This window comes from Klebsiella sp. MBT K-1 (assembly GCF_002556465.1).
Lineage (GTDB): Bacteria > Pseudomonadota > Gammaproteobacteria > Enterobacterales > Enterobacteriaceae > Klebsiella > Klebsiella grimontii.
Window position 1 is genome coordinate 31,778 of the sequence record NZ_PDEL01000021.1, and the last position, 25,081, is coordinate 56,858.

Genomic DNA, 25,081 nt, shown 5'->3' on the forward strand with positions numbered 1-25,081 from the left:
GGATTTAATCGAGATAAAACACCTCTTTAAGCTCCGCGCTTACCGGGCTGTTATCCGGGTTGGCGGGCATCACATCGCGCATATGGCGCCACCAGCGCTGGCACACCTCCGTGTTGGCGACGGCGTCCCAGCGCGCTTCCGATTCAATCTCCACCGTGGCGAACAGCAGGTTGCGCTGTTTATCGAGATAAATCGCGTAGCGGTGCGCGCCGTGGGCCTTCAGCACCGCTTCGAGCTCCGGCCAGATGGGGTTATGACGGCGCTGATACTCTTCATGCGCGTCCGGGTTGACCTGCATGACGAAAGCTTTGCGGATCATAAGGCCTCCAGATAGAGCTCGCGGACTTCATCGCGGCTGGCGGCGCGCGGGTTGCACGGCGCGCACGGGTCGGCCAGCGCTTTGTCCAGCCAGCCTTCGATATCGGCTTTGCTAACGCCAAGCTGGCTGAAGCCTTGCGGAATGTCGACACGTTTGCTCAGCGCGCGGATGGCGTTAATCGCCTCCATGCTGGCCGCCTCATCGCTCATGCCGCGGGTATCGACGCCCATCGCCTGCGCCACGCGGGCGAAACGGGAGACGGCGTTCGGGCGGTTAAAGTTTTCGATGATCGGCAGCAGGATGGCGTTGCACACGCCGTGCGGCAGGTTGTGGGTGGCGCCCGGCTGATGGGCCAGCGCGTGCACCAGGCCGAGACCGGCGCTGTTAAACGCCATGCCCGCCAGATACTGGCCAAACGCCATCTGCTCGCGGGCTTCAAGGTTATGTCCGTCGTCCACGGCTTTCGGCAGCCACAGGTTGATCAGGCGAATCGCCTCCAGGGCGTTGGCGTCGGTCAGCGGATGCGCGCCAACGGACACGAAGGCTTCAATGGCGTGGGTCAGCGCGTCCATGCCGGTGGCGGCGGTAATGGCGGGCGGAATATCCAGCATCACGCTGGCGTCATCGACGGCAATATCCGGGATGATATTGGGGTCGATAATCACCTCTTTCACCTGGCGCTCGGCGTCGATGATCACCGCATTGCTGGTCATCTCCGCCGCCGTTCCGGCGGTCGTGTTGATCGCCACCAGCGGCACGCCGGGGTTGGTCACTTTGCCGACCCCGGAGTAGGCGGTCGATGGCCCCGGGTTGGCGGTGAGGATTTTGACCGCTTTGGCGGTATCAATCGGGCTGCCGCCGCCGAAGGCGATAAGGTAATCGCACCCGGCCTCGCAATACGCCGCGTAGCCTTTTTGCACCAGCGCCTCGGTGGGGTTAGGGAACACCTCGTCAAACAGATGGTAAGCCATCTGCTGTTCATCCATAGCGGCGAACAGGCTGTCGAGCAGCCCCAGCTTCACCAGCTGGCCGTCGGTGACGATCAGCGCCTTGCCCCAGCGTTTACCCGCCACCAGCTTGACCATATCGCCGATTGCGCCTGCGCCGTGAAGGCTGATTTTGGGCAGTGCCAACATAAAACTCATGATAATTCTCCTTAATATTGATTTTGGGAAATCCGTTTCCCCTCACCCATCCCCGGGTCGCGGCTGGCGCCTTACCCGGGCTACAGGGTGGGCCGGTAGCCCGGACAGGTGCGTAGCACCGCCTCCGGGATTGAGGATGAGGGGGAAATTAAATTCGTCTTCGCTGCATCATCCGCCGGGTAATAATCGGCAGCGAGATCACCACGATCAGCATCGCGCCGATGATGATCGACATCACGATCCCCGGCACGTTGAGCAGGCTCAGGCCAAACGTCACCAGCCCCATCAGGAAGGCGGCGATAATCACCCCCACCATGCTGCCGGAGCCGCCGAGAATATTGACGCCGCCGAGCACCGCCATGGTGACGACCGCCAGCTCCCAGCCCATCGCCAGCGTCGGACGCGTGCTGCCGAGCCTCGAGGTCAGCAGTACCGCCGCCAGCCCGGCCATCAGCCCGACCAGCGCGAACAGCATCAGATTGTGGCGCTTAACGTTGATCCCAGAGAACCAGGCCCCGGTCGGGTTATTGCCGATGGCGTAGGTCCGGCGGCCAAAGTTGGTTTTATGCAGCAGGAAGGTAAAGGCGGCGGCGAGGAGGATAAACAGCGCGAACTCAAAAGAGAGCGCCCCCCATACGTAGCCCTGGCCGAACCAGGCGAAGCTCTCCGGGTAGTGGTTGAGCGCCTTGTCGCCGAGCAGAATGTAGGTTATCCCGCGATACAGGCTCATGGTGCCGATGGTGATGACGATCGACGACAGGTTAAAGCGCGTCACCAGGATACCGTTGAACAGGCCGCACAGCAGCCCCACGCCCAGCCCGACGGCCACCAGCAGCGGCGTATCCATACCCGCCGCCGCGCAGAAGCCCATTGCCGTTGAGCTCAGCGCCATCGTCGACGCCACCGAAAGGTCGATCTCTCTGGCGATAATCAACATCGCCATCGGCAGCACGATGATCGCTTTTTCGGCGAAGTTAAACGTGGCGTCCGACAGGTTCCAGATATTAAGGAAGTAGGGCGACGCCAGGGCGTTAACCACGAATACCGCGAGGGTCACCGCCAGCAGAAACCCTTCCCAGCACAGCAGACGACGCAGCGGCGACGGCACGGCCGGGGCGCTTTTCATCTCTTCAGACATCATTATTTTGCTCATGATTTCACCGCCTGTTTCTGCCGCGCCAGCGCCGCGTTGCGCAGGATTAACCGCCCGTGGGTCTTATTGCTGCGCTCGTTAAGCAGCACCGCAATCACGATCACCGCGCCGGAAATGGCCATTTGCCAGAACGGCGAAATGCCAATCACCGGCAGCGCGTTATTGATAACGCCGAGGAACAGCGCGCCGCACAGGCAGCCGAGCACCCGTCCGGTCCCGCCCATGGTGCTGATGCCGCCGATGACGCATGCGGCGACCACTTGCAGTTCAAAACCGTTGGCGACATCGACGTAGGCGACGGCAAAGCGCGAGATCCACAGGTAGCCGCAGAACCCGGCCAGCGCGCCGGAAAGGCAGAAGCTGACAAACTGCATTTTCCCGGCGTTGATCCCGGTGTAGTACGCCGCCGTGGCGTTGCCGCCCGCGGTGTACAGCGCTCGCCCGGTGCGGCTGTAGCGCAGGAAATAGCCCACCAGCAGCAGCGCGGCGATGGCGCACCAGCTCAGCAGCGGCAGCCCCAGCAGCGAGGCGCGCGGCAGGCCGAGAAAATCGGCGCTCATCTGGTGCGAGTTCACCCAGCCGCCGTCGGAGAGCAGGAAGATAATCCCGCGGTAAATACTCATGGTGCCCAAGGTGACCACGATGGCCGGAATACCGAGCCGCCAGACCAGAAGACCGTTAATCATCCCCATCAGCAGGCCCAGCAGGGTCGCCAGCGCCAGCAGCGCCGCCACCGGGATACCCGGATAGTGGGCGTTGAGCAGGGCGACGATCATCCCGGTCAGCGCCAGGTTGGCGGCCATCGACAGATCGATGCCTTTGGTGAGCAGCACCATCATCTGGCCGAGGGCGAGGATGATCAGAATGGCGGTGTCGTTAAACATCTCCACCAGATTGCCCGGCGAGACGAATGACGGCGCCCGGCTGCCGATCGCACCGATCATCAAAATGACGACCGCCGCCAGCAGCGCTTCGCGGTGTTTCAGTAGTTGTCGCCACATTACGCTGCCTCCTGACCAATGCCGCTGGCGGCGCTGACGATGGTTTCCGCCGTCGCTTCACCGGCGCGGTACTCGGCGACCATCAGCCCTTCATGCATCACGATAATCCGGTCGGCCATACCCATCACTTCCGGCAGCTCCGAAGAGACCATAATCACCGCCAGCCCCTGGCTGACCAGTTCGGACATAAACTGGTGCACCGCCGCTTTGGAGCCGATATCGATGCCTTTGGTCGGTTCGTCGAGGATAATCACCTCGGGATGGGTCGCCAGCCATTTACCGATCACCACTTTTTGCTGATTGCCGCCGGAAAGGGTCTCCACCGCCTGCCGCCAGCTAAAGGCTTTAACCTGCAGACGCGAGGCGTACTCATCCGCCAGCCGCCATTCGCGGGCGTCGTTAAGTATTCCACTGGGGTTGAGTTTGCTGAGCTGCGGCAGGCTGATGTTCTGGGCGATCGGCAGGGCGATAATCGCTCCCTGCTTCTGCCGCTCTTCCGGCACGCAGACGATCCCGGCGCTGATAGCGTCGGCTGGCTGACGAAAGCGCATCGTCTCGCCCTTCAGCACGATGTCGCCGGAAGAGGGATGCGAAATTCCGCAGAGCGCCTGCATCAGCTCGGTGCGCCCGGCGCCGACCAGGCCATAAAAGCCCAGGATTTCTCCCTTGCGCAGGCTGAAATTGATATGGGCAAACTCGGTGGGGTGGCAGAGGTCTTTCACCTCCAGCACCGTTTCTCCTGGCGTACAGTCGACTTTCGGATAGGTTTGGGTAATTGCGCGACCCACCATCATTGCCACCATCCGCTCTTCGGTGATGTCGGTAATCGCGCCGGAGCTGACGTACACGCCGTCGCGCAAAATGGTGTAGTAGTCCGCCAGTTCGAAAATCTCATCAAACTTATGCGAGATAAACAGAATGGCTTTGCCGTCCTGCTTCAGGCGCTCAACGATTTGATAAAACTCCAGAATTTCATGCTGCGAGAGTGCCGCCGTCGGCTCATCGAGGATCACCACCTGGGCTTCAAAGGAGAGCGCCCGGGCAATGGCGACCATATGGCGCTGGGCGATGCTGAGGGTTTTCAGCGTCGCGCGCGGGTCAATCTGCACCTCAAGGCGGGTGAGAATTTCGCTGGCTTTGCGGTGCATGGCGGGCCAGTCGAGCTTCTTCAGCAGGCCGCGATGCAGATACTGGCCGACGAAGATATTTTCGCTGACCGAGAGTTCGTCGAACAGCACGGTTTCCTGATGAATCGCGGTGATCCCGACCTTGTGCGCCGACTCCGGGTTCGGCAGTTGGATAGGGATCGCTTTATAGAGAATCTCGCCCTCTTCGGGCTGATAAATGCCGGTCATCACTTTGACCAGCGTCGATTTCCCCGCGCCGTTTTCGCCGATTAAAGCGGTCACTTTGCCGGGCCACAGATCGAGCTGCACGTTTTCAAGGGCGCGCACACCGGGAAAAACCTTGGTGATGCCCTTCAGCGACAGCAGTGGGGTGGATGCTGACATGATAGTTCTCCGTAAAATTACCCTTTACCCTCCCCCAAAGAGCGAGGGAGGGGGTTGTTCCCTCTCCCTTGAGGAGAGAGGGCCGGGTAAAGGGGATCAGAAGATTTTTGAGAACTTATCGATGTTGCTGGCATCGTAGACGAACGGCTCGGCCATCGCGCCGCTACCGTCGGCATCCAGCTTCACTTTGCCCAGCTTGCCCATATTGGCTTCGGTTTTGGTCGCCGTGCCTTTGACTAAATCGTCGGCCAGATACGTGGCGGCGTAGCCGAGGTCAATCGGGTTCCAGATGGCGAAGCTTTTGCTGGCGCCGGATTTAATCGCCCCGGCCATTTCCGACGGCAGCCCCAGCCCGGTGACGTAGACCTTGCCGATTTTGCCCTGATCTTTTACCGCCTGCGCGGCGGCCACGATCCCTACCGACGAAGGCGAAACAATCACTTTCAGATCCGGGTATGACTTCAGCAGGCCCACCGCTTCGCGGTAGCTTTTATCCGACAGATCGTCCCCGTAGGCGACGGTCACCAGATTGACGGACGGATACTGCGGCAGCATCTTTTTCATCTCCTCAATCCAGATGTTCTGGTTAGTGGAGGTGGGTGTGGCGCTTAAAATCGCCACCTCGCCTTTTTCCACGTTCAGCGCCTTCAGCGCATCGGCGGCGAGCTTAACGTTGGTTTCGCCAATCAAGGCGTTATTGGACGGATTAAGATGGATCTGGCGGCCCGCCGGCGCGACGCCGGAGTCCCAGGAGACCACTTTAATGCCGCGCTGCATCGCTTTCTTCAGCACCGGTACCACGGCGTCGGGATCGTTAGCGGAAATGGCGATCGCATCCACCCCCTGGGCGATCAAACCATTGAGCACTTCGATCTGCGCTTCGGCGGTGGTAGTGGTCGGGCCGGTATAGATCACTTTGACATCGCCTAACTCTTTGGCCGCCTCCTGCGCGCCGACGTTCGCTGCTTCGAAGAATCCATTTCCCAATGATTTCGCCACGAGGGCGATTTTGACTTCGGCTAAAGCGGAACCGGACAACGCCAGGATGGCAACGGTGAGGATCAAGCTTGTGTTTGTTTTCATTGCTTTTACTCCACATGAGTTAGTTTTGTAGGGTTTGCAGGTGATTTTTTCGCCCCGTCTCGGTGAGCGGGGCGCGATGTTGTTATTGATAAAGGTCTAACGCGGACTGCAGGGGGTGAACGTTGAAGCGTTTGCCAAGAGCTATCAGCTCTTCGCGGGTGATGGTTTGTTTCATCCCGCCCATCGAATAGACTTTCACCAGCACCTCGGCGGATTTCTCAGCGGTATCGATCAGGCCGAAGGTTTCGTCCAGATTGGGGCCGCTGCCGAAAACGCCGTGGAACGGCCACAGCACCAGCGAATGTTTCTGCATCGCCTCGGCGGTGGCCTGGCCGATTTCGTCGGTGCCCGGCACCATCCACGGCAGGATGCCGACGCCGTCCGGGAAGACCACCAGACATTCGGTGCTGCCTTCCCACAGCTTGCGGGTGAACAGATCGCTGCTGTTCTCCAGCACGTAGGTCAGGGCGATCAGGTTGGTGGCGTGACAGTGCATGATCACGCGGTCCTTGCCATTGGTCGCCTTGATGCGCTCGCAGTGGGAGAGGAAGTGCGCCGGCAGCTCAGAGGTTGGCACCGCCTCATCCGTCAGCCCCCACAAAATATGGTATCCCGCGCCGTCGCTGTCCACTTTCACCACGCCGAGGTTGGCCGCCGGGTCGAGCTGAACGTTGCGGAAGAACTTCCCGGAACCGGTGACGATAAACGGCTTGTTAGCCAGCGTCGGCATCGGCTGGCTCAGGGCGATATAGCGCGGTTTGGCGTGAAAATCCGCCGCGTAGGGTTCAATATCCGCTTCGTCCAGGCGCAGCGTCAGGTTGCCGCCGTTGCGCTCGTCCCAGCCTTTTAGCCAGGCGTCGGAAGTGGCTTTAATCATGCCCTGGACGAACCAGGCGTCGATAATGGTCTGCATAGTCTTGTCTTTCCTGTTGATTCGGCGTGGGGTTGGCCCCTCACCCTAAATATGTGCGAGCCCCCGGATTGCGCCGTAAACGGCTTATCCGGGCTACCGGTTCGTAGCCCGGCCGCGACCCGGGGAACGGCCAGGCATTACCCGCGCTGGCTCAGAACCGCATTTTCATAAGCGCGTACGTTATCCAGCCACTGGCTGCCCGCCGGCGTATCGTGACGCTGACAGTACATCTCCCAGATGGCCTGCCACGGCAGGCACTTCTGCTCTTCCAGTAGCGCCAGACGGGCGGTGTAGTCGCCGTCGAGCTCCAGCTGACGCAGCTGCCCGGTTGGTTCCAGCAGAGCGCGCAGCAGCGCTTTCTTCATATTGCGGGTACCAATCACCCATGCCGCAATGCGGTTGATCGAGGCGTCGAAGAAATCGAGACCGATATGCACGCGGTCGAACAGATCGTGGCGGATGATTTCGCTGGCGATAGCCTGGGTTTCGTCATCCAGCAGCACCACGTGGTCGCTGTCCCAACGAACCGGACGGCTGACGTGCAGCAGCAGACGCGGGATATAGAGCATCGCGGCGGAGATTTTGTCTGAGATGACCTCCGTCGGATGGAAGTGGCCGGCATCCAGGCACAGGGCGGTCTGGCGGCTGGTGGCGTAGCCCATATAGAACTCATTGGAGCCGACGGTGTAGCTTTCCGCGCCGATCCCAAACAGTTTGCTCTCGACGGCGTCAATATGATGCGCCGGGTCCAGCTTCTCGCTAATCACTTCATCGAGCGCGTTCAGCAGGCGCTGGCGCGGCGCGAAGCGGTCAACGGTAATATCCTTCATGCCGTCCGGGATCCAGATATTCATCACCGATGGCGTGCCCAGCTGCTCGCCGAAGTAAGCGGAAATACGGCGGCTGGCCTTACAGTGATCGATCCAGAACTGACGGATTTCATCGTTGGCGTGCGACAGCGTAAAGCCGTCGGCGCTCAGCGGATGCGAGAAGCAGGAGGGGTTAAAATCGAGCCCCAGCTTGTTGGCTTTCGCCCACTCAACCCAGTTTTTAAAGTGCTCCGGCTTAATTTCATTACGCGATACCGGCGCGTCGGACTCCAGATAGAGCGCGTGCAGGTTCAGACGTTTTGGCCCGGGGATCAGGCTCAGCGCCTGCTCAAGGTCGGCGCGCAGCTCGCTGGCGTTACGCGCTTTACCCGGATAGTTGCCGGTGGCCTGAATACCGCCGGTCAGGCTTCCTTCCGGATTTTCGAAACCGACGACATCATCGCCCTGCCAGCAGTGCATGGAAACGGGCAGGCGGTCCAGCTGGCGCAAGGCCTCCTCGACGTCCACGCCGACGCTGGCGTAGCGCTGTTTGGCAATTTCCCAGGCTTGTTCAAGTTGAGTGGTCATGCGCAAAGCTCCTTGTTCTGTTGTGGCTGAAACTGCGCAACGAAGCGGGCAATTTCATTTTCAGGATTAGGGGTAAAGGTGGTGAGAGCGTAGTTTTGTCGTACCACCTGACGGAATTCATCGACGTTGTTCAGCTCGTCCAGGGTCATCAGCTGGATGCCGATATTGCCGAGCGTCGAGGCCTCAACGGGGCCGGCAACTACGGTAATGCCGCAGGCGTCGGCGCAGAGCTGGTTAAGCAGCTCGTTCTGGCAGCCGCCGCCGACGATATGCAGCTGGCTGAACGGCTGACCGCGCAGCGCCGCCAGTTCGTTAAGCACCCGGGCATAAAGCAGCGCCAGGCTGTCGAAAATGCAGCGCGCCAGCTCGGCATCGTTGGCAGGAACCGGTTGCCCGGATTCGCGGCAGGCGGCCTGAATTTCCGCACTCATGTTGTCCGGGTTGATAAAGCGGTCATCGTTGCAATCGATGACGAAGCGGCAGGCCGGAAGCGCGGCGGTACGCGCGATCAGCGCCGGCAGGTCGCTGACGTTTTGCTCCCTGAGCACCCGCTGTAGCAGCCACAGACCCATAATATTTTTCAGCACCCGATAGCGGCCTTCGGCGCCGCCTTCGTTGGTGATATTGGCCCTTAGCGCCGCATCGCTGGTGCAGGGGGTTTTGCTTTCAAAGCCCATCAGCGACCAGGTGCCGGAAGAGAGATACGCGGCGTTTTTGCTGGCCAGCGGCGAGGCGATAACCGCGCTGGCGGTATCGTGGCTGGCGACGGCGACCACCGGAATGTGATTGCCCTGCGGGCAAATCCAGTGGCCGATGACGTTGCCGGGATGGGTCGGCGTACCGAACCATTCGCGCGGCGCGCCGCTCCAGTTCAGCAGGTCTTCATCCCAGCTATCGCTGTTGATGTTGACCAGCTGCGTGGTGGTGGCGTTAGTGTATTCCCAGTTCATGTTGCCGGTCAGGCGGAAGCTAAAGTAGTCCGGGATCAGCAGCGCGTGCGCGGCCTGGCTGACCAGCTCCGGCTGCTGTTCAACCAGCGCGCGCAGCTGATAAAGGGTGTTAAACGGCAGAAACTGAATGCCGCTGCGGCGATAGATTTCCGCGCGGCCCAGCTGGGCTTCGGCGTGGCGCATCAGGCCCTGGGTGCGGGAGTCGCGATAGGAAACCGGCAGGCCGACGCGCTGGCCCCGTTTATCCAGTAGGACATAATCCACGCCCCAGGTATCAATGCCGATGCTGTCGATCAGGATGCCTTGTTCGCAGACCTTCTCCAGACCGCGGCGAATTTCCCCTTCCAGGCTATCGAGATCCCAGCAGTCGAAGCCATCGACCTTCTGCAGACTATTGGTAAAGCGGTGAATTTCGCGCAGGGCCAGGGTTTGCTGGCCGGGTTGATAGCTGGCCAGCATCACCCGCCCGCTGGAGGCGCCTAAATCGACGGCGACACAATGACGAAGACTCATGGGAAGATCCTTGTGAAAATCATTGCATGCAGTCTAAAAAAGTCGCGTCAGGCTCACCTTCTTGTTACTGACAGGGAAAATTGGCCGCTGGCAAGAAAGCAAAGGTGACCGTGAGAGAGGTCACAGTTTCGCTTTCTCCGCGGTGGCGTGAGGGATGTGATGTTGTCCGCAGTTCCCGATCTTTCCCGTCATTTCTTGAAAAAGCGGCAGGCTTTACGATTTTTACGGTCAAAAATTGAAGGCCGGATCGCCGCCCCTTAATTACTATTTGCTCCTCTGATTGATAACATTTCTCATTTCGAGGAGCTGCTATGACCATGTTGCACAGTGTGGATTTCTTTAAGTCCGGCGTTTCAGCTGTCGCCATTGAGCCGCGGCTCCCGCAATCCGCTTTTCCCGAACATCACCATGATTTTCATGAGATTGTTATTGTGGAACACGGTACGGGAATTCACGTTTTCAACGGCCAGCCCTACACCATCAGCGGCGGTTCTGTCTGCTTTATTCGCGATCACGACCGCCATCTCTACGAACATACCGATAATTTGTGCCTGACCAATGTGCTCTATCGCGCGCCGGACGCGTTTCGCTTTTTGTCCGGCCTGAACGCGCTGCTGCCGCAGGAGCAGGAGGGAAATTACCTTTCGCACTGGCGGGTTAATCAGAGTGCTTTGCAGCAGGTGCGCCAGATTGTGGAGCAGATGGAGGAGGTCGGCGCGGATGCGGATATGCACGCTATCGCCAGCCGCGAGATTTTATTTATGCAACTGCTGGTGCACCTGCGTAAAAGCAGCCTGGCGGAAGGGGCGTCGGACAACGAGGCGCGGCTGAACCATTTAATGGCCTGGCTGGAAGATCATTTTGCCGAAGATATCTGCTGGGAAGAGGTCGCGGCGCGGTTTTCACTCTCCCTGCGAACCCTGCATCGCCAGTTAAAACAGCAAACCGGGCTGACGCCGCAGCGCTATCTGAATCGGGTGCGGTTGATGAAGGCGCGCCACCTGCTGCGCCATAGCGATGACAGCGTGACCGATATCGCCTATCGCTGCGGATTCGGCGACAGTAACCACTTTTCGACGCTTTTTCGCCGGGAGTTTGCCTGGTCGCCGCGCGATATTCGCCAGGGACGCGACGCCATTCTTCAGTAACGCGAGAACAGTCAACGTTTTAGCAGGCATAAACGCGAATAATGACTCGTTTTTTCGCGTTTGGAGTTGATGTCGTGGCAGCTCAGCTGATTCTTCGCAAAGATGAATTTTTCGCCTCTCCCGCTCAGGCGGTGGCGGTAGCGGATCGCTATCCGCAAAACGTCTTCGCCGAGCACACCCACGAGTTCTGCGAACTGGTGCTGGTGTGGCGGGGGAACGGCCTGCACGTCCTTAACGATCGCCCGTGGCGCATTACCCGCGGCGATCTGTTCTATATCCGCGCGGAAGACAAACACTCCTACGCCTCGGTGAACGATCTCGTCCTGCAAAACGTCATTTACTGCCCGGACCGGCTGCGGCTTAACTTTGACTGGGCGGCGCACATTCCCGGCCTGTTCGGTACTCCGTGGGTTCCGCACTGGCGGATTGGCAGCAGCGGCATGGCGCAGGTCAGGCAGGTGATTACCCAGCTTGAACATGAGAGCAGCCGCAGCGATGCGCAGGCCAATAATATGGCCGAGCTGCTGTTTGCCCAGCTGGCGCTTATTCTTCAGCGCTATCGCTACGCCACCGATAATCTGGCGGCGACGCAAAGCGAAGCGCTGCTCGATAAGCTGCTCACCGAGCTGGCGGGCAGCCTCAACCGTCCCTTCTTTCTTGACCGTTTTTGCGAGCGGGAAGGGTGCAGCGAACGCGCGCTGCGCCAGCAGTTTCGTCAGCAGACGGGGATGACCATCAACCACTACCTGCGCCAGCTGCGCATCTGTCACGCGCAGTATCTGCTGCAGCATACCGAACGGCTGATTGGCGAAGTGGCGATGCAGTGCGGGTTTGAAGACAGCAACTACTTTTCGGTGGTGTTCAACCGCGAGATAGGCATGACGCCGGGGCAGTGGCGGCAGCGCAGTCGCGTAGTGGTCTGATTGATTAGTTTTTGTAATGTATTTTCTGAAATGTTTATTCTGCATTTAGTAAAAAACAAAATAAATATTTAATGCTCTGTGGAATAAATCACAGTTATTGCCCTTTTTTTACTCTACACTCGCTGTACTATTTTCACGGAGGCCTTATGTTAACCTCATTGATATTGCGAGTATTAAAAAGCATGACTTTAATTTTGCTTTCAATCGATAGCAAAATTAAAGTCATGCTTGCTGATTCATGCTGGTTTAATTCCGTCAACGACCTGGCTGAAAGTGATATTGCTCCTGCGCCTTGTGATGAAATCCAGATAACCCAGAAGTGGTCCCAGCTTTGGGATTGCGCGGGCCAGGCGCTGTGTTCCGGGTTTAGCCAGGCCGTTCAGAAAGAGGGGCACTGCCGCCGCTTGCTGCCGCAGGCTTTACTGTGCTCGCGTAAGCGCGATGAACTGGCGTTCAGCTTCCGTATTTCCAGCCTGCATCAGCTTGTAGTGTGCCGCCACGCCAGCGGTGCCGATAGCGACAGCGTCGCAAATAACCCAATTTGTTTTTCTCAAAGCACAATGCGCATTCTCGCCATTGTGCTTTTTTTATCGCCTGAATCGACCAGAAGGATGCGTTATGTACATTGTTTGTGTAGCTGCTTGCCCAACGGGCGTGGCCCATACCTATATGGCTGCGGAAGCGCTTGAAATGACGGGTAACAACCGCGGTCATGAAGTGAAGGTTGAGACGCAGGGGAGCCTCGGTGCGGAGAACGTTATTACCGATGACGACCTGATGCGGGCGGATGCCGTCATTATTGCCGCCGATGTCGCTATCGATGGTAAAGAACGTTTTGACGGCATGATTAAGCTGGAGTGCGCCGTTTCCGATCCGATTAAATTTGGCGATGCCGTGTTTGAAGCGGTGGAGCAGGAGGTCGCCAATGGCTAAGTTTCAGGGGGGAGGGAAGCCTTCGGCGGGCGCTGAAGTGAAAAATGCGATTATGACAGGTGTTTCCTGGATGCTGCCGTTTGTCATTGCCGGTGCGGTGTTAATGGGGATTGCGCGTATCGGCGCTTCTGCCTGGGGCATTGATAATATCTGGGACGCCAGCCATGAGCAGGCCGCCAGCATCGTGGTACAGGCGCTGCATAAGTTCGATGGTTTTGGCGGTCTGGCGCTATCCCTGATGCTGCCGGTGGTGGCGGGGTATATCAGCTTTGCGCTGGCGAATAAGCCGGGCCTGGCGCCGGGTATGGTCGGCGGGCTGCTGGCCAGCAATCTGGGAACCGGCTTTCTGGGCGCGCTGGCGGCGGGATTTGTCGCAGGCTATATCGTGCGGGCGCTCAATCGCTACGTAAAACTACCGAAAGCGCTGGCCTCAGCCGGGCCAATTTTTATTCTGCCAGTGGGCGGGACGCTGCTGACCTGCATCATTATGGCTTTTGTGATTGGCGCGCCGCTGGCGGCACTGAATCACGGTATGGAAAGCTGGCTGCTGTCGATGTCCGGGACAAATAAGGTTCTGCTGGCGGCGGTGATTGGCGGGATGGTGGGCTTTGACCTCGGCGGGCCGGTCAACAAGGCGGCGGTTACCACGGCGATGGCGCTGCTCGCTTCCGGTATTTACGATCCCAACACCGCCGCGCAGGTCGCGATAATTGTGCCGCCCATTGGTCTGGGCGTGGCGACGTTAATCTGGTCATCGCGCTTCCCTGAATCGCTACGAGAAGCGGGAAAAGCCTCGACGTTAATGGGACTGATCGGTGTTTCAGAAGGGGCAATTCCTTTTGCGCTGGCAAACCCGCGCATCATCATCGTTAACGTTATTGGCTCTGCCGTGGGGGCGGCGATGGCGGTAGGGCTAGGCTCGGTAAACCACGCGCCAATCTCTGGATTCTATGGCTGGCTGGCCGTTGAGAGCTGGCCCGTTTATGTCCTGTCTATCGCCTGCGGCTCAGCGATAATCGCAGTAGGATCGCTGCTTATTTTTCGCGGGGTTGCGGAGAGTGCAGAGAAAGACAGCGTGAAAAAAAACTCACCAGCGCCCAAATTTAAAGCCAGTCGATAGATGCGCGCTACGCGCCTCTGAATTTAAATTTTTTCTATTCAGTGTGGATAAATATTTGCACGGGATACGCATGTCTGAAAACAGGAATATAACTAATGAAAACCGTTCATTTAATTCAGCATACGCACTGGGATCGCGAATGGTATTTTACGGAGAATGATTCTCAGGCCCTGCTTTATTATTTTATGGCCGATCTCCTGCAACGTCTGGAAGCCGATGAAACATTAGGTCCGTTTATGCTTGATGGCCAAACCGTAGTGCTCGAAGATTACTTTCAACTGGCACCGGAAAATCGCGAACGCGTGCAGGCGCTGGTGGCGGCAGGGCGGTTGTTAATTGGCCCGTGGTATACCCAGACGGATTTTCTGGTGGTCGGCGCGGAGTCCATCACCCGCAACCTGCTGCTGGGAACGCTGGACTGCGAAAAAATGGGGCCGCGTATGGCCGTGGGCTATATTCCGGACTCCTTTGGCCAGAGCGCGCAGCTACCGATGTTCCTCAATCAGTTCGCCATTGAGCATGCCGTGATCTGGCGAGGCTGGAGTGAATACGATAGCGAAAACAGCGAGTTTTGCTGGCGCAGCCAGGACGGTAGTTGCGTCACGACGGCAGTATTACCTCAGGGCTATGGTTGTGCGAAATGGCTGCCTACTGAGCCGGAGCAGGCCTGGCCGCGGCTCTCTGCGATCCTCGAAAAGCAGGGCCTCTTTAGCCGGAGTTCGCAGCTATTACTGCCCAACGGCAATGACCAGTCGCCTTTTGAATATGGTGTACCCGCGATGCTGGAGGCGCTGAACGCCCGGCAAAATCACTATCATTTTATCCGCAGTGATTTTAAGCGCTATTTTACCGCTCTTGCGCAGTCCGGCACGCCGCTGGATACCTTTGAAGGCGAGCTGCTCAGTCCAAAATATATGCGTATCCATCGTGGGATTTTTTCCACCCGAATGGATATCAAACAGGCGAATGCCCGGCTGGAGAATTTCCTCAGCCGCCAGCTTGAACCGCTGCTCAGCGTCGCCTGGCGCCTGGGGCTTCCATATCCGCAGCAGGCGGTAGAGGCCATCTGGCGCGAGATGATGAAATCTCACGCTCACGATAGCATCGGCGGGTGTAACTCTGACCGGGTTAACGCGATGGTAAAAGCCCGGCTGTTATCTGGCCAGGAGAAAGCAAGCCAGCTCTATGAACTGAATATGCAGATGCTGGCGAAAGGGATCAGCGCGCAGCAGCAGGGTAAGAAAATCCTGGTTTTTAATGCGTTGCCCTACACACGTGATGGCCTGGTAGCGCTGACGCTATACCTTCCCGGCGCTGATTTTCGCATTGTTGATGGTGATGGGCAGACCTGCCGTTGGCAAATCTTGCGCGAAACATCACAGGACATGTCGGTCATAGTCCAGGAGCTGTCGAACAGTAGCGAAGCGGTTTTTTATCGCAAATGCGAAATCTTACTGGAAGCCTCCGCTCTGCCCGCCTGCGGCTATACAACGTTTTATCTGCAAGAAGGGAGGGCGTGTGATTTTGCCGCTCCGTCATCGGCAGACAGCGCGCTGGAGAATCCCTGGCTGCGCCTGACGCTTGAGCAGGGGCGCATCGTTCTGCTGGATAAACGCAGCGGTAAGCGCTGGGCGGACTTAATCCAGTTGGTGGATGGCGGCGATGCGGGGGATACCTATAACTATTCCCCGCCGGAAATTGACTGGCGCATTAGCGCGGAAGGGGCACTGGTGTCCGTCGCCTGGCAGCAGGGCGCGTTGGCCGATACGCTGGCGCTGAGCTGGTCTATTGCTGCTCCGTTGACCCTGGAAGATCGCCTGCGTCGTCAGCGTAATGCGCGGCTCGACGTCAATATGCTGATTACGCTGGAGCATCAACGTCCCGTGCTTGATGTGCAGGTTCACGTTAACAACACCCTGCGCGATCATCGCCTACAGGTTGAAATACCCACTGACATCGCGCAAAGCGTCCATTTCGCCGATCAGCCGTTTGGCCTGATTCACCGCGATAATCGGCCTTCAACGCTGGATGTCTGGCAACAGGAAAACTGGAGCGAAGCGCCGACCGCGCTCTGGCCGATGCAAAGTCTGGTTATGATGCACGATGGACAGCAAGGCATGAGCGTGGTGACGGAGGGATTACGCGAATATGAGATCCCCGAGGAACGTCCGTCCGTACTGGCGATCACCTTGCTGCGCAGCGTGGGATGGCTGGGGAAAGCCGGCATGCCCTGGCGACCGGGCCGGGCTTCCGGTATGGCTCTCCCCTCGCCGGACTCGCAAATTGCAGGTGAATTCACCGCCCGATTCGCCCTGATTCCGCTGCACGATGGTGAAAGCCCGAACTTCTGGCGCGAAGTGGAGGCCTGGCGTACACCTGCTATTGGCTGGCTGGATTCAGGCTGGGCGCGATTCAAAACCAACCCTTCAGAACAGACCTTCCCGGCGGCGTACAGCCTGCTGCGCTGGGATACGGCGCTGCATTTCAGCACCTTGAAAAAGGCACAGTATGAAGAGGCATTAATTTTGCGTGGCTGGAACCCTGGTTCGCAGCCGGTTAGCAGCCTGACGCCTGAAACGGTTGATGACCTGTGCGAGGTCACGCTCGCCGAACAGCCTTGCGCCCTCCCTCGCACATGCGTGCCCGCCTGCGCACCTGTTACCTGGCGCATTGCGTCGAACTCTAGAGGATAACGTTGTGTTGAAGATTTCTTTTATCTGCCCGCTGGAAAACGGGCTACATGCGCGACCCGCCAGCGAACTGGAGCAACGCGTCAACGCCTTTAGCGCCCGGATTGATCTGTGTAATTTGCGTAACCAACGACGGGCGGATGCGCGCAGCGTGCTGGCGATGATTGGTGCGGATGTGGTCTATCAGGATCCGTGTGAACTGGTGATTGATGGCCAGGATGAGGCGGCGGCGTATCAGGCGCTGAGCCGGTTTATTCATGATGAATTGGCCGGGTGCGATGCGCCCGTTGCGGTGGTTTCAACTCGCTCTGAGCAACCTTTACCGGTGTTCCTTGCGCAGACAACTTCGCCTTTTGTGCGCGGCAACGGCGTGAGCCCGGGGCTGGCCCTTGGCAGGACGATGCTGCTGGGAACGGTCGATCTGTGGGCGCTGGCGCAGCAGCAAGAACCAGAAGAATCCGCAGCTCAGCATAACGCCATGCAACATGCGCTGCTTCAGGTCCGTCAGCAGCTGCGCCAGGAGCATCAGCATGCACAAGGGGACGCGGCGTCGGTGTTACAGGCGCACAGTAAGCTGCTGGATGACGCGCTTCTGGAAAGCACATTACTCGCGCCTCGCCAGCAGAGAAATACCCTGGCGGCGCTGGCGGCGGCGTTGGATGAGCTTTGCGCTCCTCTGCGCGAAAGCAGAAGCGTCTATTTACGCCAGCGGGTGCTGGACCTGCAGGATCTCGGGCTGCGTCTGGCGGCATATCTGACAGCGCAGCCGCTTACTACGCTTGCGCCTTTGCTTCAGGATACGATTGTAATAAGCCCCGCGCCGATGACCCCTGGCCAGCTTCTGGCGCTGCGTGGCCCCAGGCTGAAAGGGATTATTATGGGCGATGGCGGCGAAACGTCGCATACGGTGATTCTGGCGCGTTCGTTTGGTATCCCGCTGCTCAGTCTGCCTGTGGCGGAATCGGGGTCGATACCGGGTGGTGAAACGCTGCTGCTCGATGCTCGCCATGGCGTAGCGATCCTCTCACCGGACGCGGTGGCGCAGCGTTGGTATCAGCTGGAAACGGAAAAACATCAGCGTATTGCTAACCGCCTGCAACCGTTTATCGACCAGCCAGGGGTCATGCAGGATGGCGAAGGCGTTACGCTGCTGGCGAATATAGCCCTGGCTGCGGAAGCCGATTCGGCGTTTGCTGCCGGAGCGCAGGGTATTGGGCTGTTCCGTACGGAAATGCTCTTCTGCGAACGCAGCTCGCCGCCCGACGAAGAAGAGCAGTACCAGGCTTATCGTCATGTGCTGGAGCAGGCGCAGGGCCGCAAAGTGGTGATCCGCACGCTGGATATTGGCGGCGATAAGCCCTGCGACTACCTGAATTTACCTGAGGAAGAGAATCCGTTCCTCGGCTGGCGCGGGGTTCGCCTTTATCCCGCATTTATGGCCCTTTTTGTCACCCAGATGCGGGCGCTTTTGCGCGCCAGCGCCGTCGGGCCGTTGCATATTATGGCTCCGATGGTGGCGACGCTTGAGGAGATTAAGTGGTTGCATACGCAGTTCACGCAGACTCAGGCTGAGCTGACGGCGCAGGGTGTGGCGACCGGAACCTGGTCACTGGGCATGATGGCTGAAGTCCCCTCGGTGCTTTATTTACTGGATAAAGCCGCCGCCTGGATTGATTTTGTTTCCATTGGCAGTAACGACCTGGCGCAGTATTTTCTCGCCTGCGACCGGGGCAATGCCAGCGTACGCCATCTTTACAATTACTTTGATCCGGCATTTTTGCAGCTGCTGCAAGAGATGACGGCGCGGGCGCATCGTGCAGGCGTGGAGATTAGCCTGTGCGGAGAAATGGGCGGCGACCCGCAGGCGCTGCCGCTGCTGCTGGGGGCCGGGCTGCGCCATATCAGTATGTCCGCCAGCCGTATCGGTAGCGCGAAAGCGCAGTTAACAACGCTTTCCGCCGTTGAATGCCAGCAGATGCTGAAACAGGTCGTGGCGGCCGAGAGCGGGCAAGATGTGGTGGCCCTTTTGCAGAAACAGTCGATAACTACCTTTCCGGTATTCGATCCCCGGCTGATCCTGCTCGATCGGGGCATTGACGCTAAGGCTGAGGTGATTAAGCGCCTGACCGACAACCTGGAAATTGAGCAGCGTGCGCGCTGTGGTGCGGAGGTGGAAGCGGCAATCTGGCAGCGCGAGGCCATCTTTTCAACCGCCCTAGGTTTTGCTATCGCGCTCCCCCACTGCAAATCGCCCGCCGTTACCAGCAGCAGCGTATCGGTTATGCGTCTCGCTTCACCGCTGGCGTGGAATGAGGAGGTTTCCGTATCGCTGATAATTATGCTGACAGTGAGTGAGGAGGAGAAAGGTGACCATATGAAAATATTTTCTCGGCTGGCAAGAAAATTAATGCATGCTGATTTTCGCCAACAATTGCTGGAGGGCAATAACCCGCAGGCGGTTGCCGAATTGCTGCAACGGGAAATTGCGATGTAATTATTTAGCCGTTGCTAAAAGTTAATTTATTGATGTGCTGATTTTTACTGCTTTCAGGGCAGCGGCATCGTGCTGCCTTTATTCACTACGTAATCAGGAGGAGAAACATTTCTTTAGTTAGCTTTCTTATTTTAATAAATTAATAAAATGGATGATTCTTATGAAAAAACAATACCTCTGTGGACTATTTTTAGCAGCAAGCTTTTCCTCGCACGCCACCTATATTGATTACCGGCATGAGTGGCTGGGCGATCAGCATAAACAAGAAGATCGTATCAAAATGGGGCATCCTTTAAATAACGGTATTTACTTTAGCGTTGAGGGGAAGTGGGAGAGTAAACAGGGCGGCTTCTGGGATAATCTCTCCTCAAAAGGGAACGAATTTGAACTTGGCTACAAATATAAGCTACTGGACAATCTCTCCATTACTCCCTCGTTTGCGCTGGATTCGGGGGAACGCGATACGGCATACAAGTTTAGTGTGAAGAGCGTCTATAACTGGACCGATGCTTTCTCCAGCGGAGTTCGGCTGCGCTACGCTGTTCGCGACTATGAACGAGAGTATGATCCCGATAGAGCCAGCCAGCACTACTGGCAGGCAAACTTCTATCTAGGCTACCGGATTTATGACGTCTCTTTTGATTACGATTTTGAATATAAATTCGATACCGACTATCCAGCCTTACGCGGAAAAGAAAAAGATTATGTGCATAATGTGACGGTGGCCTGGAGAGGAAACAAAACCTGGGTGCCTTACGTCGAATTAGGGTATGTTTCATATGATGATGGTTCATATGTAAAAGATGGCAAAACTTATCGTGATGCCTGGGAGATGCGTTATCGCGTAGGTATTACCTACAACTTCTAATTATTTTTATCTAAAAATAAGGAGATGCAATGAGAGTAATTTCCATTGCTGGAGTAGCGGCGTTTTTTCTCTGTACGCACGCGGCTATGGCTACAGAAAATTATCAATACCGTGTCGCATTTATGCCGGATATCCATTTTCATGACGTGTACGGCGAATTTCAGGACGGCGCATTTAGCGGGCTGAAGAATAGCAAGAGCGGGCAGAATGCAATGATTCGCACCATGTATGCGCAGCTTACGTCAACGCGATTATTTAATGAAAACTACTTTGCCCTGCGCGCGGCGCTGGATGACGCCGGGAAAAAGGGGATAAAACTGATCGCGCTGCCCGGAGACTTTAGCGACGATGGACAGTCTGTGCATATTCGCGGACTGGTGACCCTGCTGAAGGAGTATGAGCAAAAATATGCCATGCGATTCTTTGCAACGCCGGGTAATCACGACCCGAACCGACCCTTTGATTTACCTGATGGGGAAGAGGATTTCTTAGGGCAGGGAGGGAAAACGCAGCGGATTTTTAGTTTTGGCGCCAAAGAGTGTACAGGCTATCAGGGGAAAACCGCACTTATTCCAACAGGTGCGGAATTGCCGACTATCTGTAGCGAGGAGATGGTAAGCCGCGGCTATGAGTACATTATGCAAATGATGGCGCCGTTCGGTATCGATCCGCAGCCTGAAGATATCTATTGGGAAACGCCTTACTCATCCTATGGGCAGCAGGATTACACGTTTGACAAAGCCAAACAGGCCAGCGACTTCCGCCAGCGGCAGTATGAGATTTGCGCCCAGGGAACCGGCGGTGCATATCGGCAACCGGATTATGGCCCCTGTTTTACTGTCGCTGATAGCAGCTATCTCGTTGAGCCGATACCGGGTCTATGGCTGTTGGCCGTTGATGCGAATGTCTACGTGCCGCGCGAGGATGCGGATCTGACGAATCCGCAGTCTGCTAAAAACTTCGCGGGTTCAGGTGACGCAGGCTACAACAAAATGCTCACTCACAAGCAGCAGGTGGTGGCGTGGATGACGTCCGTTGCCATGCGGGCAAAAGAGCAGAAAAAGACGCTGATCACCTTTAGCCACTTCCCGATGGTCGAATTCGATAACGGTGCTGCTGGCGATCTGGAGTCCATCTTTGGCGAAGGTAAATTTCAGTTGAAGAGGGCCCCGAAAGAGGATACCAGTCATGCGTTAGCGAAGACGGGTATTGGCGTACACGTAGGCGGACATATGCACTTTAACGATACCGGCGTGCGTAAATATCCTGACGGTAGCCTGCTATTTAATATTCAGGCGCCTTCCATGGCGGCCTACGTTCCGGCGTATAAAATCCTCAATTTCTCTAATCGGAGCGAGATTGATGTTCAGACCGTTATCCTGGACAGCGTGCCGCGCTTTAATGAGCTTTTTGAACACTACCAGCAAGAGTGGGAGCATCTGAAAGCCACAGGTTCTCCGCACCTCTGGAACAAAGCGGTGCTAAGCGCGAAGGATTATTATGACTTTACCAATTGGCATATCACCGAACTTACCCGGCTGCGTTTTATTCCCGAAGAGTGGCCATGTGAAATTCGTCAGATGCTTTTTAGCCTGAACGGTGCGGAAATGTTGACGCTGAGTCAGTTGAGCAGCCATACCTCTTACCATGATGTTCTGACCGTCCCGATGAGCAGCGATCGTGCCGTTTGCGCTAAAGGAGATGCACCGCCTGTTAGGGCTATCGGGCAAATTTATCTGCAAAAGAATGCCGCAGCATGGCAGCTTGCGCAGCAAAAAGCCCAGGCTTTGGCCCAAGATGCTGGTATGACGCTGGATCAGTTCGCCTCATGGAATGGCTTTGATTTGGCAGTGGATTTTTATCGTCTGCGCAATGCCGATGAGCTGGCGCTGCGCGATATTTCCGCACAACGCTTACGCGAATATCAGCTGTTGACTCGCACCCTGGCGCAGTCGTTACCTGCTGAGGCCTCGGCGCTGACGGCGGATAGCGGCTTCGAAGCCATCTTCCGCCTGCGCTTTGGCAGCATTTTTAGCGTGATAGATAAATATCTGCGGGGTAACCCCTCACGAAATTTCCATCTGAATAGCGAAACGGGTGAAATCTCCGCGCGTTAAAACCCTGCCCCTGCCCGATACGGCAGGGGCGTAAATTAGTTTGCCATCCCCAGGCCAACGATATTGGCGGCGATAATAATCACTACGCAGCCGAGGCTGAGGACGCCCACCGGACGACGACCGGCGTTGTTCCACTCTTTCAGGATCAGACCCACCAGGCCGCCGCACAGGACGTAGAAGCTCATATGCAGCATCCAGCTCATGTAGTCGTACTGCGCCGGAATGCTGGCGTGTCCCCAGGCGTAGAAGAAGAACTGGAGATACCACATCAGGCCGCCTAACGCCGAAAGCAGGATATTGCTGATGATGAGCGGTTTTGCCAGCGAGAAGTCGGCTTTTATCGACAGGTTTTTCACTTTTGCCAGACGAATAAAGCAGAAGCCGAGGTTAACCAGCGCGCCGCCGCCCATGATCACCACATAGCTTGGCAGCGCAGTGTAGAGCGGGTCGACGCCGAGCGCGGCGGCGGCTTCATGCATCGGCTTGGCGGCGTTCATGGCAAACGACATACCGGCCGAGAAGATGCCGCACATCACCGCCAGGACCAGCCCCTTTTTCAGGTTGAAGTCTTCGGCTTTGATACCCATTTTGCGCTCTTTCAGCTGGCCGGCGCGGGTGACGATACCCACGCCAATGACCGCCACCAGCACGCCGAGCAGCGTCATCTGACCGCCTTTAGTGTTAATGAGAACATCAAACTGACCGTTAAGAATCGGGGTCATAAGCGTGCCGACAATCAGCGTGATACCAATGGCGATGCCGATCCCCATCGACATGCCGAGGTAGCGCATCGTCAGGCCGTAGTTGATATTACCGATACCCCACATGGCGCCGAACAGGAAGACGGGCAGAAGCGTGGAGGCGTCAAAAGAGCCGTAATAGGACCAGAAGTCGGGCAGCAGCATGGCGCTGATGGCCCAGGGGAGGATCAGCCAGGAGACAATACCGCCGATAGACCACATGGTTTCCCAGGACCAATGTTTAACTTTCTTGAACGGGGCATAGAAACAGGCTGCACTGGCCGCACCTATCAAATGCCAAAAAATACCCATCGTAATCGCGTGATTCATTGATTTTATCCTCATCTATTTTTTATCGGATAAATCTTCTTCCGACCCGATGAGTGTAAAAATCGGTCAGTTTTTCCGCCTTTAAGCTGTTGCCACCGTAAGCCTGAACCTGGCAACCAAAAACTTAATTAGTTGTTCTGTATCACAAAATGACATCTATCACCCCTTGTTATAACCTTATTAAAAATACGGCATTGATAAGCGTTTTCAATATCATTTAATTAACTATAATGAACCAACTGCTTACGCGGCATTAACACTTTCCGCCGCTCGACAATAATGGAGATGATTATGAGTTACACACTGCCTGCCCTGCCGTACGCTTATGACGCCCTGGAACCGCATTTTGACAAGCAGACGATGGAAATCCATCACACTAAACACCACCAGACCTACGTGAACAACGCCAACGCGGCGCTGGAAAGCCTGCCTGAATTCGCGAGCCTGTCCGCAGAAGAGCTGATTACCAAACTGGATCAGCTGCCAGCAGACAAAAAAACCGTTCTGCGTAACAACGCCGGCGGCCACGCTAACCACAGCCTGTTCTGGAAAGGCCTGAAAACCGGTACCACTCTGCAGGGCGACCTGAAAGCGGCTATCGAACGCGATTTCGGTTCCGTTGACAACTTCAAAGCGGAATTTGAAAAAGCGGCGGCGACCCGTTTCGGCTCCGGCTGGGCGTGGCTGGTGCTGAAAGGCGACAAGCTGGCGGTGGTTTCTACCGCTAACCAGGACTCCCCGCTGATGGGTGAAGCTATCTCCGGCGCTTCCGGCTTCCCGATTATCGGCCTGGACGTGTGGGAACACGCTTACTACCTGAAATTCCAGAACCGTCGCCCGGACTACATCAAAGCGTTCTGGGACGTGGTGAACTGGGACGAAGCCGCAGCGCGTTTTGCCGCCAAAAAATAAGGTTGCATTGTGCTGAGCGAGAAGCGAGTCTGATGACTCGCTTTTTTTATATCCGCAGCAAAGGAGCAGCGATGCACTATCCGGTGAATGTCTTTGTGGGCAAGGTAAGGGATTACGACGGCAGCCGTCCAAGCGCCATCGGGAAAGTCCAGGTCGATGGTGAACTGACCCTCGGCGATTTGGGGCTGGAGGGCGATGAGCAGGCCGAGAAGAAAATTCACGGCGGACCGGACCGCGCGCTGTGCCACTATCCCCGAGAACACTACGCCCATTGGGCGCTTGAACTGCCGCAGCAGGCGGATCTTTTCTGCGCCCCGGCGTTTGGCGAGAATCTCTCGACCGAAGGGCTGACGGAAAAAAACGTCTACATCGGCGATATCTTCCGCTGGGGAGAGGCGCTGATCCAGGTGACGCAGCCGCGCTCTCCGTGCTTCAAGCTCAACTATCATTTTGCCGTCAGCGATATGGCCCAGCTTATGCAGAACAGCGGCAAAACCGGCTGGCTGTATCGGGTGGTGGCGGGCGGGCTGGTCTCCAGCGATGCGCCGCTGGCGCTGGTATCCCGGCTTAGCGACGTCAGCGTTCACGAAGCGGGGGCTATCGCCTGGCAGATGCCGTTTGATGATGACCAGTACCGCCGTTTACTTTCCGCGGCGGGGCTGTCGGTAAGCTGGAGCAGAACGATGCAGAAGCGGCGTTTAAGCGGGCAGATCGAGAATAATTCGCGGAGATTGTGGGGAAAGTAGCGCTTCCGTGCGCGTTTTCGTATGGCGGCGCGTTGCGCCTTATCCGGGCTACCCGTTTCGAATCCGGCCTGGCGA

General features: G+C 57.0%; 21 protein-coding genes. 11 read left to right on the top strand and 10 right to left on the bottom strand.

Annotated features, from left to right (window positions below; translation table 11 throughout):
- Window positions 1-4: 4 nt before the first annotated feature.
- The 9 genes from rhaM to rhaB form a co-directional block, all read right to left on the bottom strand.
- Window positions 5-319, bottom strand: coding sequence for an L-rhamnose mutarotase (gene rhaM / locus CMQ96_RS25005; RefSeq protein WP_004870631.1), 315 nt, complete (start codon window positions 317-319; stop codon window positions 5-7).
- Window positions 316-1,464 (bottom strand): lactaldehyde reductase, encoded by a 1,149-nt coding sequence (gene fucO / locus CMQ96_RS25010; RefSeq protein ID WP_098067498.1) that lies wholly within the window; start codon window positions 1,462-1,464, stop codon window positions 316-318. The genes rhaM and fucO overlap by 4 nt, the downstream gene beginning before the upstream one ends.
- A 148-nt stretch (window positions 1,465-1,612) precedes the next feature.
- Window positions 1,613-2,617, bottom strand: coding sequence for an ABC transporter permease (locus CMQ96_RS25015; RefSeq protein WP_098067499.1), 1,005 nt, complete (start codon window positions 2,615-2,617; stop codon window positions 1,613-1,615).
- Window positions 2,614-3,618, bottom strand: a complete 1,005-nt coding sequence (locus CMQ96_RS25020) for an ABC transporter permease (protein ID WP_024360582.1) — start codon at window positions 3,616-3,618, stop codon at window positions 2,614-2,616. Before CMQ96_RS25020 ends, CMQ96_RS25015 begins: the two co-directional genes overlap by 4 nt.
- Window positions 3,618-5,129 carry a sugar ABC transporter ATP-binding protein gene (locus CMQ96_RS25025; RefSeq protein WP_098067500.1) on the bottom strand — a complete coding sequence of 504 codons (1,512 nt, stop codon included), beginning with the start codon at window positions 5,127-5,129 and terminating at the stop codon, window positions 3,618-3,620. The genes CMQ96_RS25020 and CMQ96_RS25025 overlap by 1 nt, the downstream gene beginning before the upstream one ends.
- A 96-nt stretch (window positions 5,130-5,225) precedes the next feature.
- Entirely contained in the window at window positions 5,226-6,212 is a 987-nt protein-coding gene (rhaS, locus tag CMQ96_RS25030; RefSeq protein WP_098067501.1) for a rhamnose ABC transporter substrate-binding protein, read from the bottom strand.
- Between the two features lie 82 nt (window positions 6,213-6,294).
- Entirely contained in the window at window positions 6,295-7,125 is an 831-nt protein-coding gene (rhaD, locus tag CMQ96_RS25035) for a rhamnulose-1-phosphate aldolase (protein WP_098067502.1), read from the bottom strand.
- 137 nt (window positions 7,126-7,262) lie between these two features.
- On the bottom strand, window positions 7,263-8,522 hold the full coding sequence (rhaA, locus tag CMQ96_RS25040) for an L-rhamnose isomerase (RefSeq protein ID WP_098067503.1): 1,260 nt from the start codon (window positions 8,520-8,522) through the stop codon (window positions 7,263-7,265).
- Entirely contained in the window at window positions 8,519-9,985 is a 1,467-nt protein-coding gene (gene rhaB / locus CMQ96_RS25045; RefSeq protein ID WP_098067504.1) for a rhamnulokinase, read from the bottom strand. The genes rhaA and rhaB overlap by 4 nt, the downstream gene beginning before the upstream one ends.
- Window positions 9,986-10,296: 311 nt before the next feature.
- Here rhaB and rhaS (CMQ96_RS25055) point away from each other — a divergent pair, with 311 nt between their 5' ends.
- The 9 genes from rhaS (CMQ96_RS25055) to CMQ96_RS25090 all read left to right on the top strand — a co-directional run bounded on the left by rhaS (CMQ96_RS25055) (window position 10,297) and on the right by CMQ96_RS25090 (window position 22,278).
- The gene (gene rhaS / locus CMQ96_RS25055; RefSeq protein ID WP_024360579.1) at window positions 10,297-11,133 is read left to right on the top strand and encodes an HTH-type transcriptional activator RhaS; all 837 of its coding nucleotides are present in this window, start codon (window positions 10,297-10,299) and stop codon (window positions 11,131-11,133) included.
- Window positions 11,134-11,174: 41 nt separating this feature from the next.
- Entirely contained in the window at window positions 11,175-12,056 is an 882-nt protein-coding gene (gene rhaR / locus CMQ96_RS25060) for an HTH-type transcriptional activator RhaR (RefSeq protein WP_165774976.1), read from the top strand.
- Between the two features lie 146 nt (window positions 12,057-12,202).
- A complete protein-coding gene (locus tag CMQ96_RS28495; protein ID WP_133116560.1) occupies window positions 12,203-12,745 on the top strand; it encodes a hypothetical protein in 543 nt (180 codons plus the stop codon).
- Window positions 12,675-12,989 (top strand): PTS fructose transporter subunit IIB, encoded by a 315-nt coding sequence (locus CMQ96_RS25065; protein WP_098067505.1) that lies wholly within the window; start codon window positions 12,675-12,677, stop codon window positions 12,987-12,989. Before CMQ96_RS28495 ends, CMQ96_RS25065 begins: the two co-directional genes overlap by 71 nt.
- Window positions 12,982-14,109: a PTS fructose transporter subunit IIC gene (locus CMQ96_RS25070; RefSeq protein WP_098067506.1), complete on the top strand. Its 1,128-nt coding sequence runs from the start codon at window positions 12,982-12,984 to the stop codon at window positions 14,107-14,109. Before CMQ96_RS25065 ends, CMQ96_RS25070 begins: the two co-directional genes overlap by 8 nt.
- Before the next feature lie 95 nt (window positions 14,110-14,204).
- Complete coding sequence (locus CMQ96_RS25075) at window positions 14,205-16,802, top strand: glycoside hydrolase family 38 C-terminal domain-containing protein (RefSeq protein ID WP_098067507.1); 2,598 nt, start codon at window positions 14,205-14,207, stop codon at window positions 16,800-16,802.
- Between the two features lie 4 nt (window positions 16,803-16,806).
- Window positions 16,807-19,293 (top strand): phosphoenolpyruvate--protein phosphotransferase, encoded by a 2,487-nt coding sequence (ptsP, locus tag CMQ96_RS25080; protein ID WP_098067508.1) that lies wholly within the window; start codon window positions 16,807-16,809, stop codon window positions 19,291-19,293.
- A 160-nt stretch (window positions 19,294-19,453) separates the two neighbouring features.
- Window positions 19,454-20,161 (top strand): oligogalacturonate-specific porin KdgM family protein, encoded by a 708-nt coding sequence (locus tag CMQ96_RS25085; protein ID WP_098067509.1) that lies wholly within the window; start codon window positions 19,454-19,456, stop codon window positions 20,159-20,161.
- A gap of 29 nt (window positions 20,162-20,190) precedes the next feature.
- Window positions 20,191-22,278 (top strand): metallophosphoesterase, encoded by a 2,088-nt coding sequence (locus tag CMQ96_RS25090; protein WP_098067510.1) that lies wholly within the window; start codon window positions 20,191-20,193, stop codon window positions 22,276-22,278.
- Window positions 22,279-22,313: 35 nt separating this feature from the next.
- Here CMQ96_RS25090 and rhaT read toward each other — a convergent pair whose 3' ends face one another.
- Window positions 22,314-23,348: an L-rhamnose/proton symporter RhaT gene (gene rhaT / locus CMQ96_RS25095; protein WP_098067511.1), complete on the bottom strand. Its 1,035-nt coding sequence runs from the start codon at window positions 23,346-23,348 to the stop codon at window positions 22,314-22,316.
- 291 nt (window positions 23,349-23,639) lie between these two features.
- Here rhaT and sodA point away from each other — a divergent pair, with 291 nt between their 5' ends.
- Window positions 23,640-24,260 carry a superoxide dismutase [Mn] gene (sodA, locus tag CMQ96_RS25100; protein WP_004127220.1) on the top strand — a complete coding sequence of 207 codons (621 nt, stop codon included), beginning with the start codon at window positions 23,640-23,642 and terminating at the stop codon, window positions 24,258-24,260.
- Between the two features lie 71 nt (window positions 24,261-24,331).
- Window positions 24,332-25,006: a 6-hydroxyaminopurine reductase gene (gene yiiM / locus CMQ96_RS25105; protein ID WP_064411725.1), complete on the top strand. Its 675-nt coding sequence runs from the start codon at window positions 24,332-24,334 to the stop codon at window positions 25,004-25,006.
- The last annotated feature ends 75 nt before the right edge of the window (window positions 25,007-25,081 follow it).

Bases quoted from the DNA above. Each gene is read 5' to 3' on its own strand.
- CMQ96_RS25020 (WP_024360582.1), bottom strand. From the start codon at position 3,618: ATGTGGCGACAACTACTGAAACACCGCGAAGCGCTGCTGGCGGCGGTC.
- fucO (WP_098067498.1), bottom strand. From the start codon at position 1,464: ATGAGTTTTATGTTGGCACTGCCCAAAATCAGCCTTCACGGCGCAGGC.
- CMQ96_RS25085 (WP_098067509.1), top strand. From the start codon at position 19,454: ATGAAAAAACAATACCTCTGTGGACTATTTTTAGCAGCAAGCTTTTCC.
- CMQ96_RS25025 (WP_098067500.1), bottom strand. From the start codon at position 5,129: ATGTCAGCATCCACCCCACTGCTGTCGCTGAAGGGCATCACCAAGGTT.
- sodA (WP_004127220.1), top strand. From the start codon at position 23,640: ATGAGTTACACACTGCCTGCCCTGCCGTACGCTTATGACGCCCTGGAA.
- rhaD (WP_098067502.1), bottom strand. From the start codon at position 7,125: ATGCAGACCATTATCGACGCCTGGTTCGTCCAGGGCATGATTAAAGCC.
- CMQ96_RS25070 (WP_098067506.1), top strand. From the start codon at position 12,982: ATGGCTAAGTTTCAGGGGGGAGGGAAGCCTTCGGCGGGCGCTGAAGTG.
- rhaT (WP_098067511.1), bottom strand. From the start codon at position 23,348: ATGAATCACGCGATTACGATGGGTATTTTTTGGCATTTGATAGGTGCG.
- rhaM (WP_004870631.1), bottom strand. From the start codon at position 319: ATGATCCGCAAAGCTTTCGTCATGCAGGTCAACCCGGACGCGCATGAA.
- CMQ96_RS25065 (WP_098067505.1), top strand. From the start codon at position 12,675: ATGTACATTGTTTGTGTAGCTGCTTGCCCAACGGGCGTGGCCCATACC.
- rhaB (WP_098067504.1), bottom strand. From the start codon at position 9,985: ATGAGTCTTCGTCATTGTGTCGCCGTCGATTTAGGCGCCTCCAGCGGG.
- rhaS (WP_098067501.1), bottom strand. From the start codon at position 6,212: ATGAAAACAAACACAAGCTTGATCCTCACCGTTGCCATCCTGGCGTTG.
- CMQ96_RS28495 (WP_133116560.1), top strand. From the start codon at position 12,203: ATGTTAACCTCATTGATATTGCGAGTATTAAAAAGCATGACTTTAATT.
- rhaR (WP_165774976.1), top strand. From the start codon at position 11,175: ATGACTCGTTTTTTCGCGTTTGGAGTTGATGTCGTGGCAGCTCAGCTG.
- CMQ96_RS25075 (WP_098067507.1), top strand. From the start codon at position 14,205: ATGAAAACCGTTCATTTAATTCAGCATACGCACTGGGATCGCGAATGG.
- CMQ96_RS25090 (WP_098067510.1), top strand. From the start codon at position 20,191: ATGAGAGTAATTTCCATTGCTGGAGTAGCGGCGTTTTTTCTCTGTACG.
- rhaS (WP_024360579.1), top strand. From the start codon at position 10,297: ATGACCATGTTGCACAGTGTGGATTTCTTTAAGTCCGGCGTTTCAGCT.
- rhaA (WP_098067503.1), bottom strand. From the start codon at position 8,522: ATGACCACTCAACTTGAACAAGCCTGGGAAATTGCCAAACAGCGCTAC.
- yiiM (WP_064411725.1), top strand. From the start codon at position 24,332: ATGCACTATCCGGTGAATGTCTTTGTGGGCAAGGTAAGGGATTACGAC.
- CMQ96_RS25015 (WP_098067499.1), bottom strand. From the start codon at position 2,617: ATGAGCAAAATAATGATGTCTGAAGAGATGAAAAGCGCCCCGGCCGTG.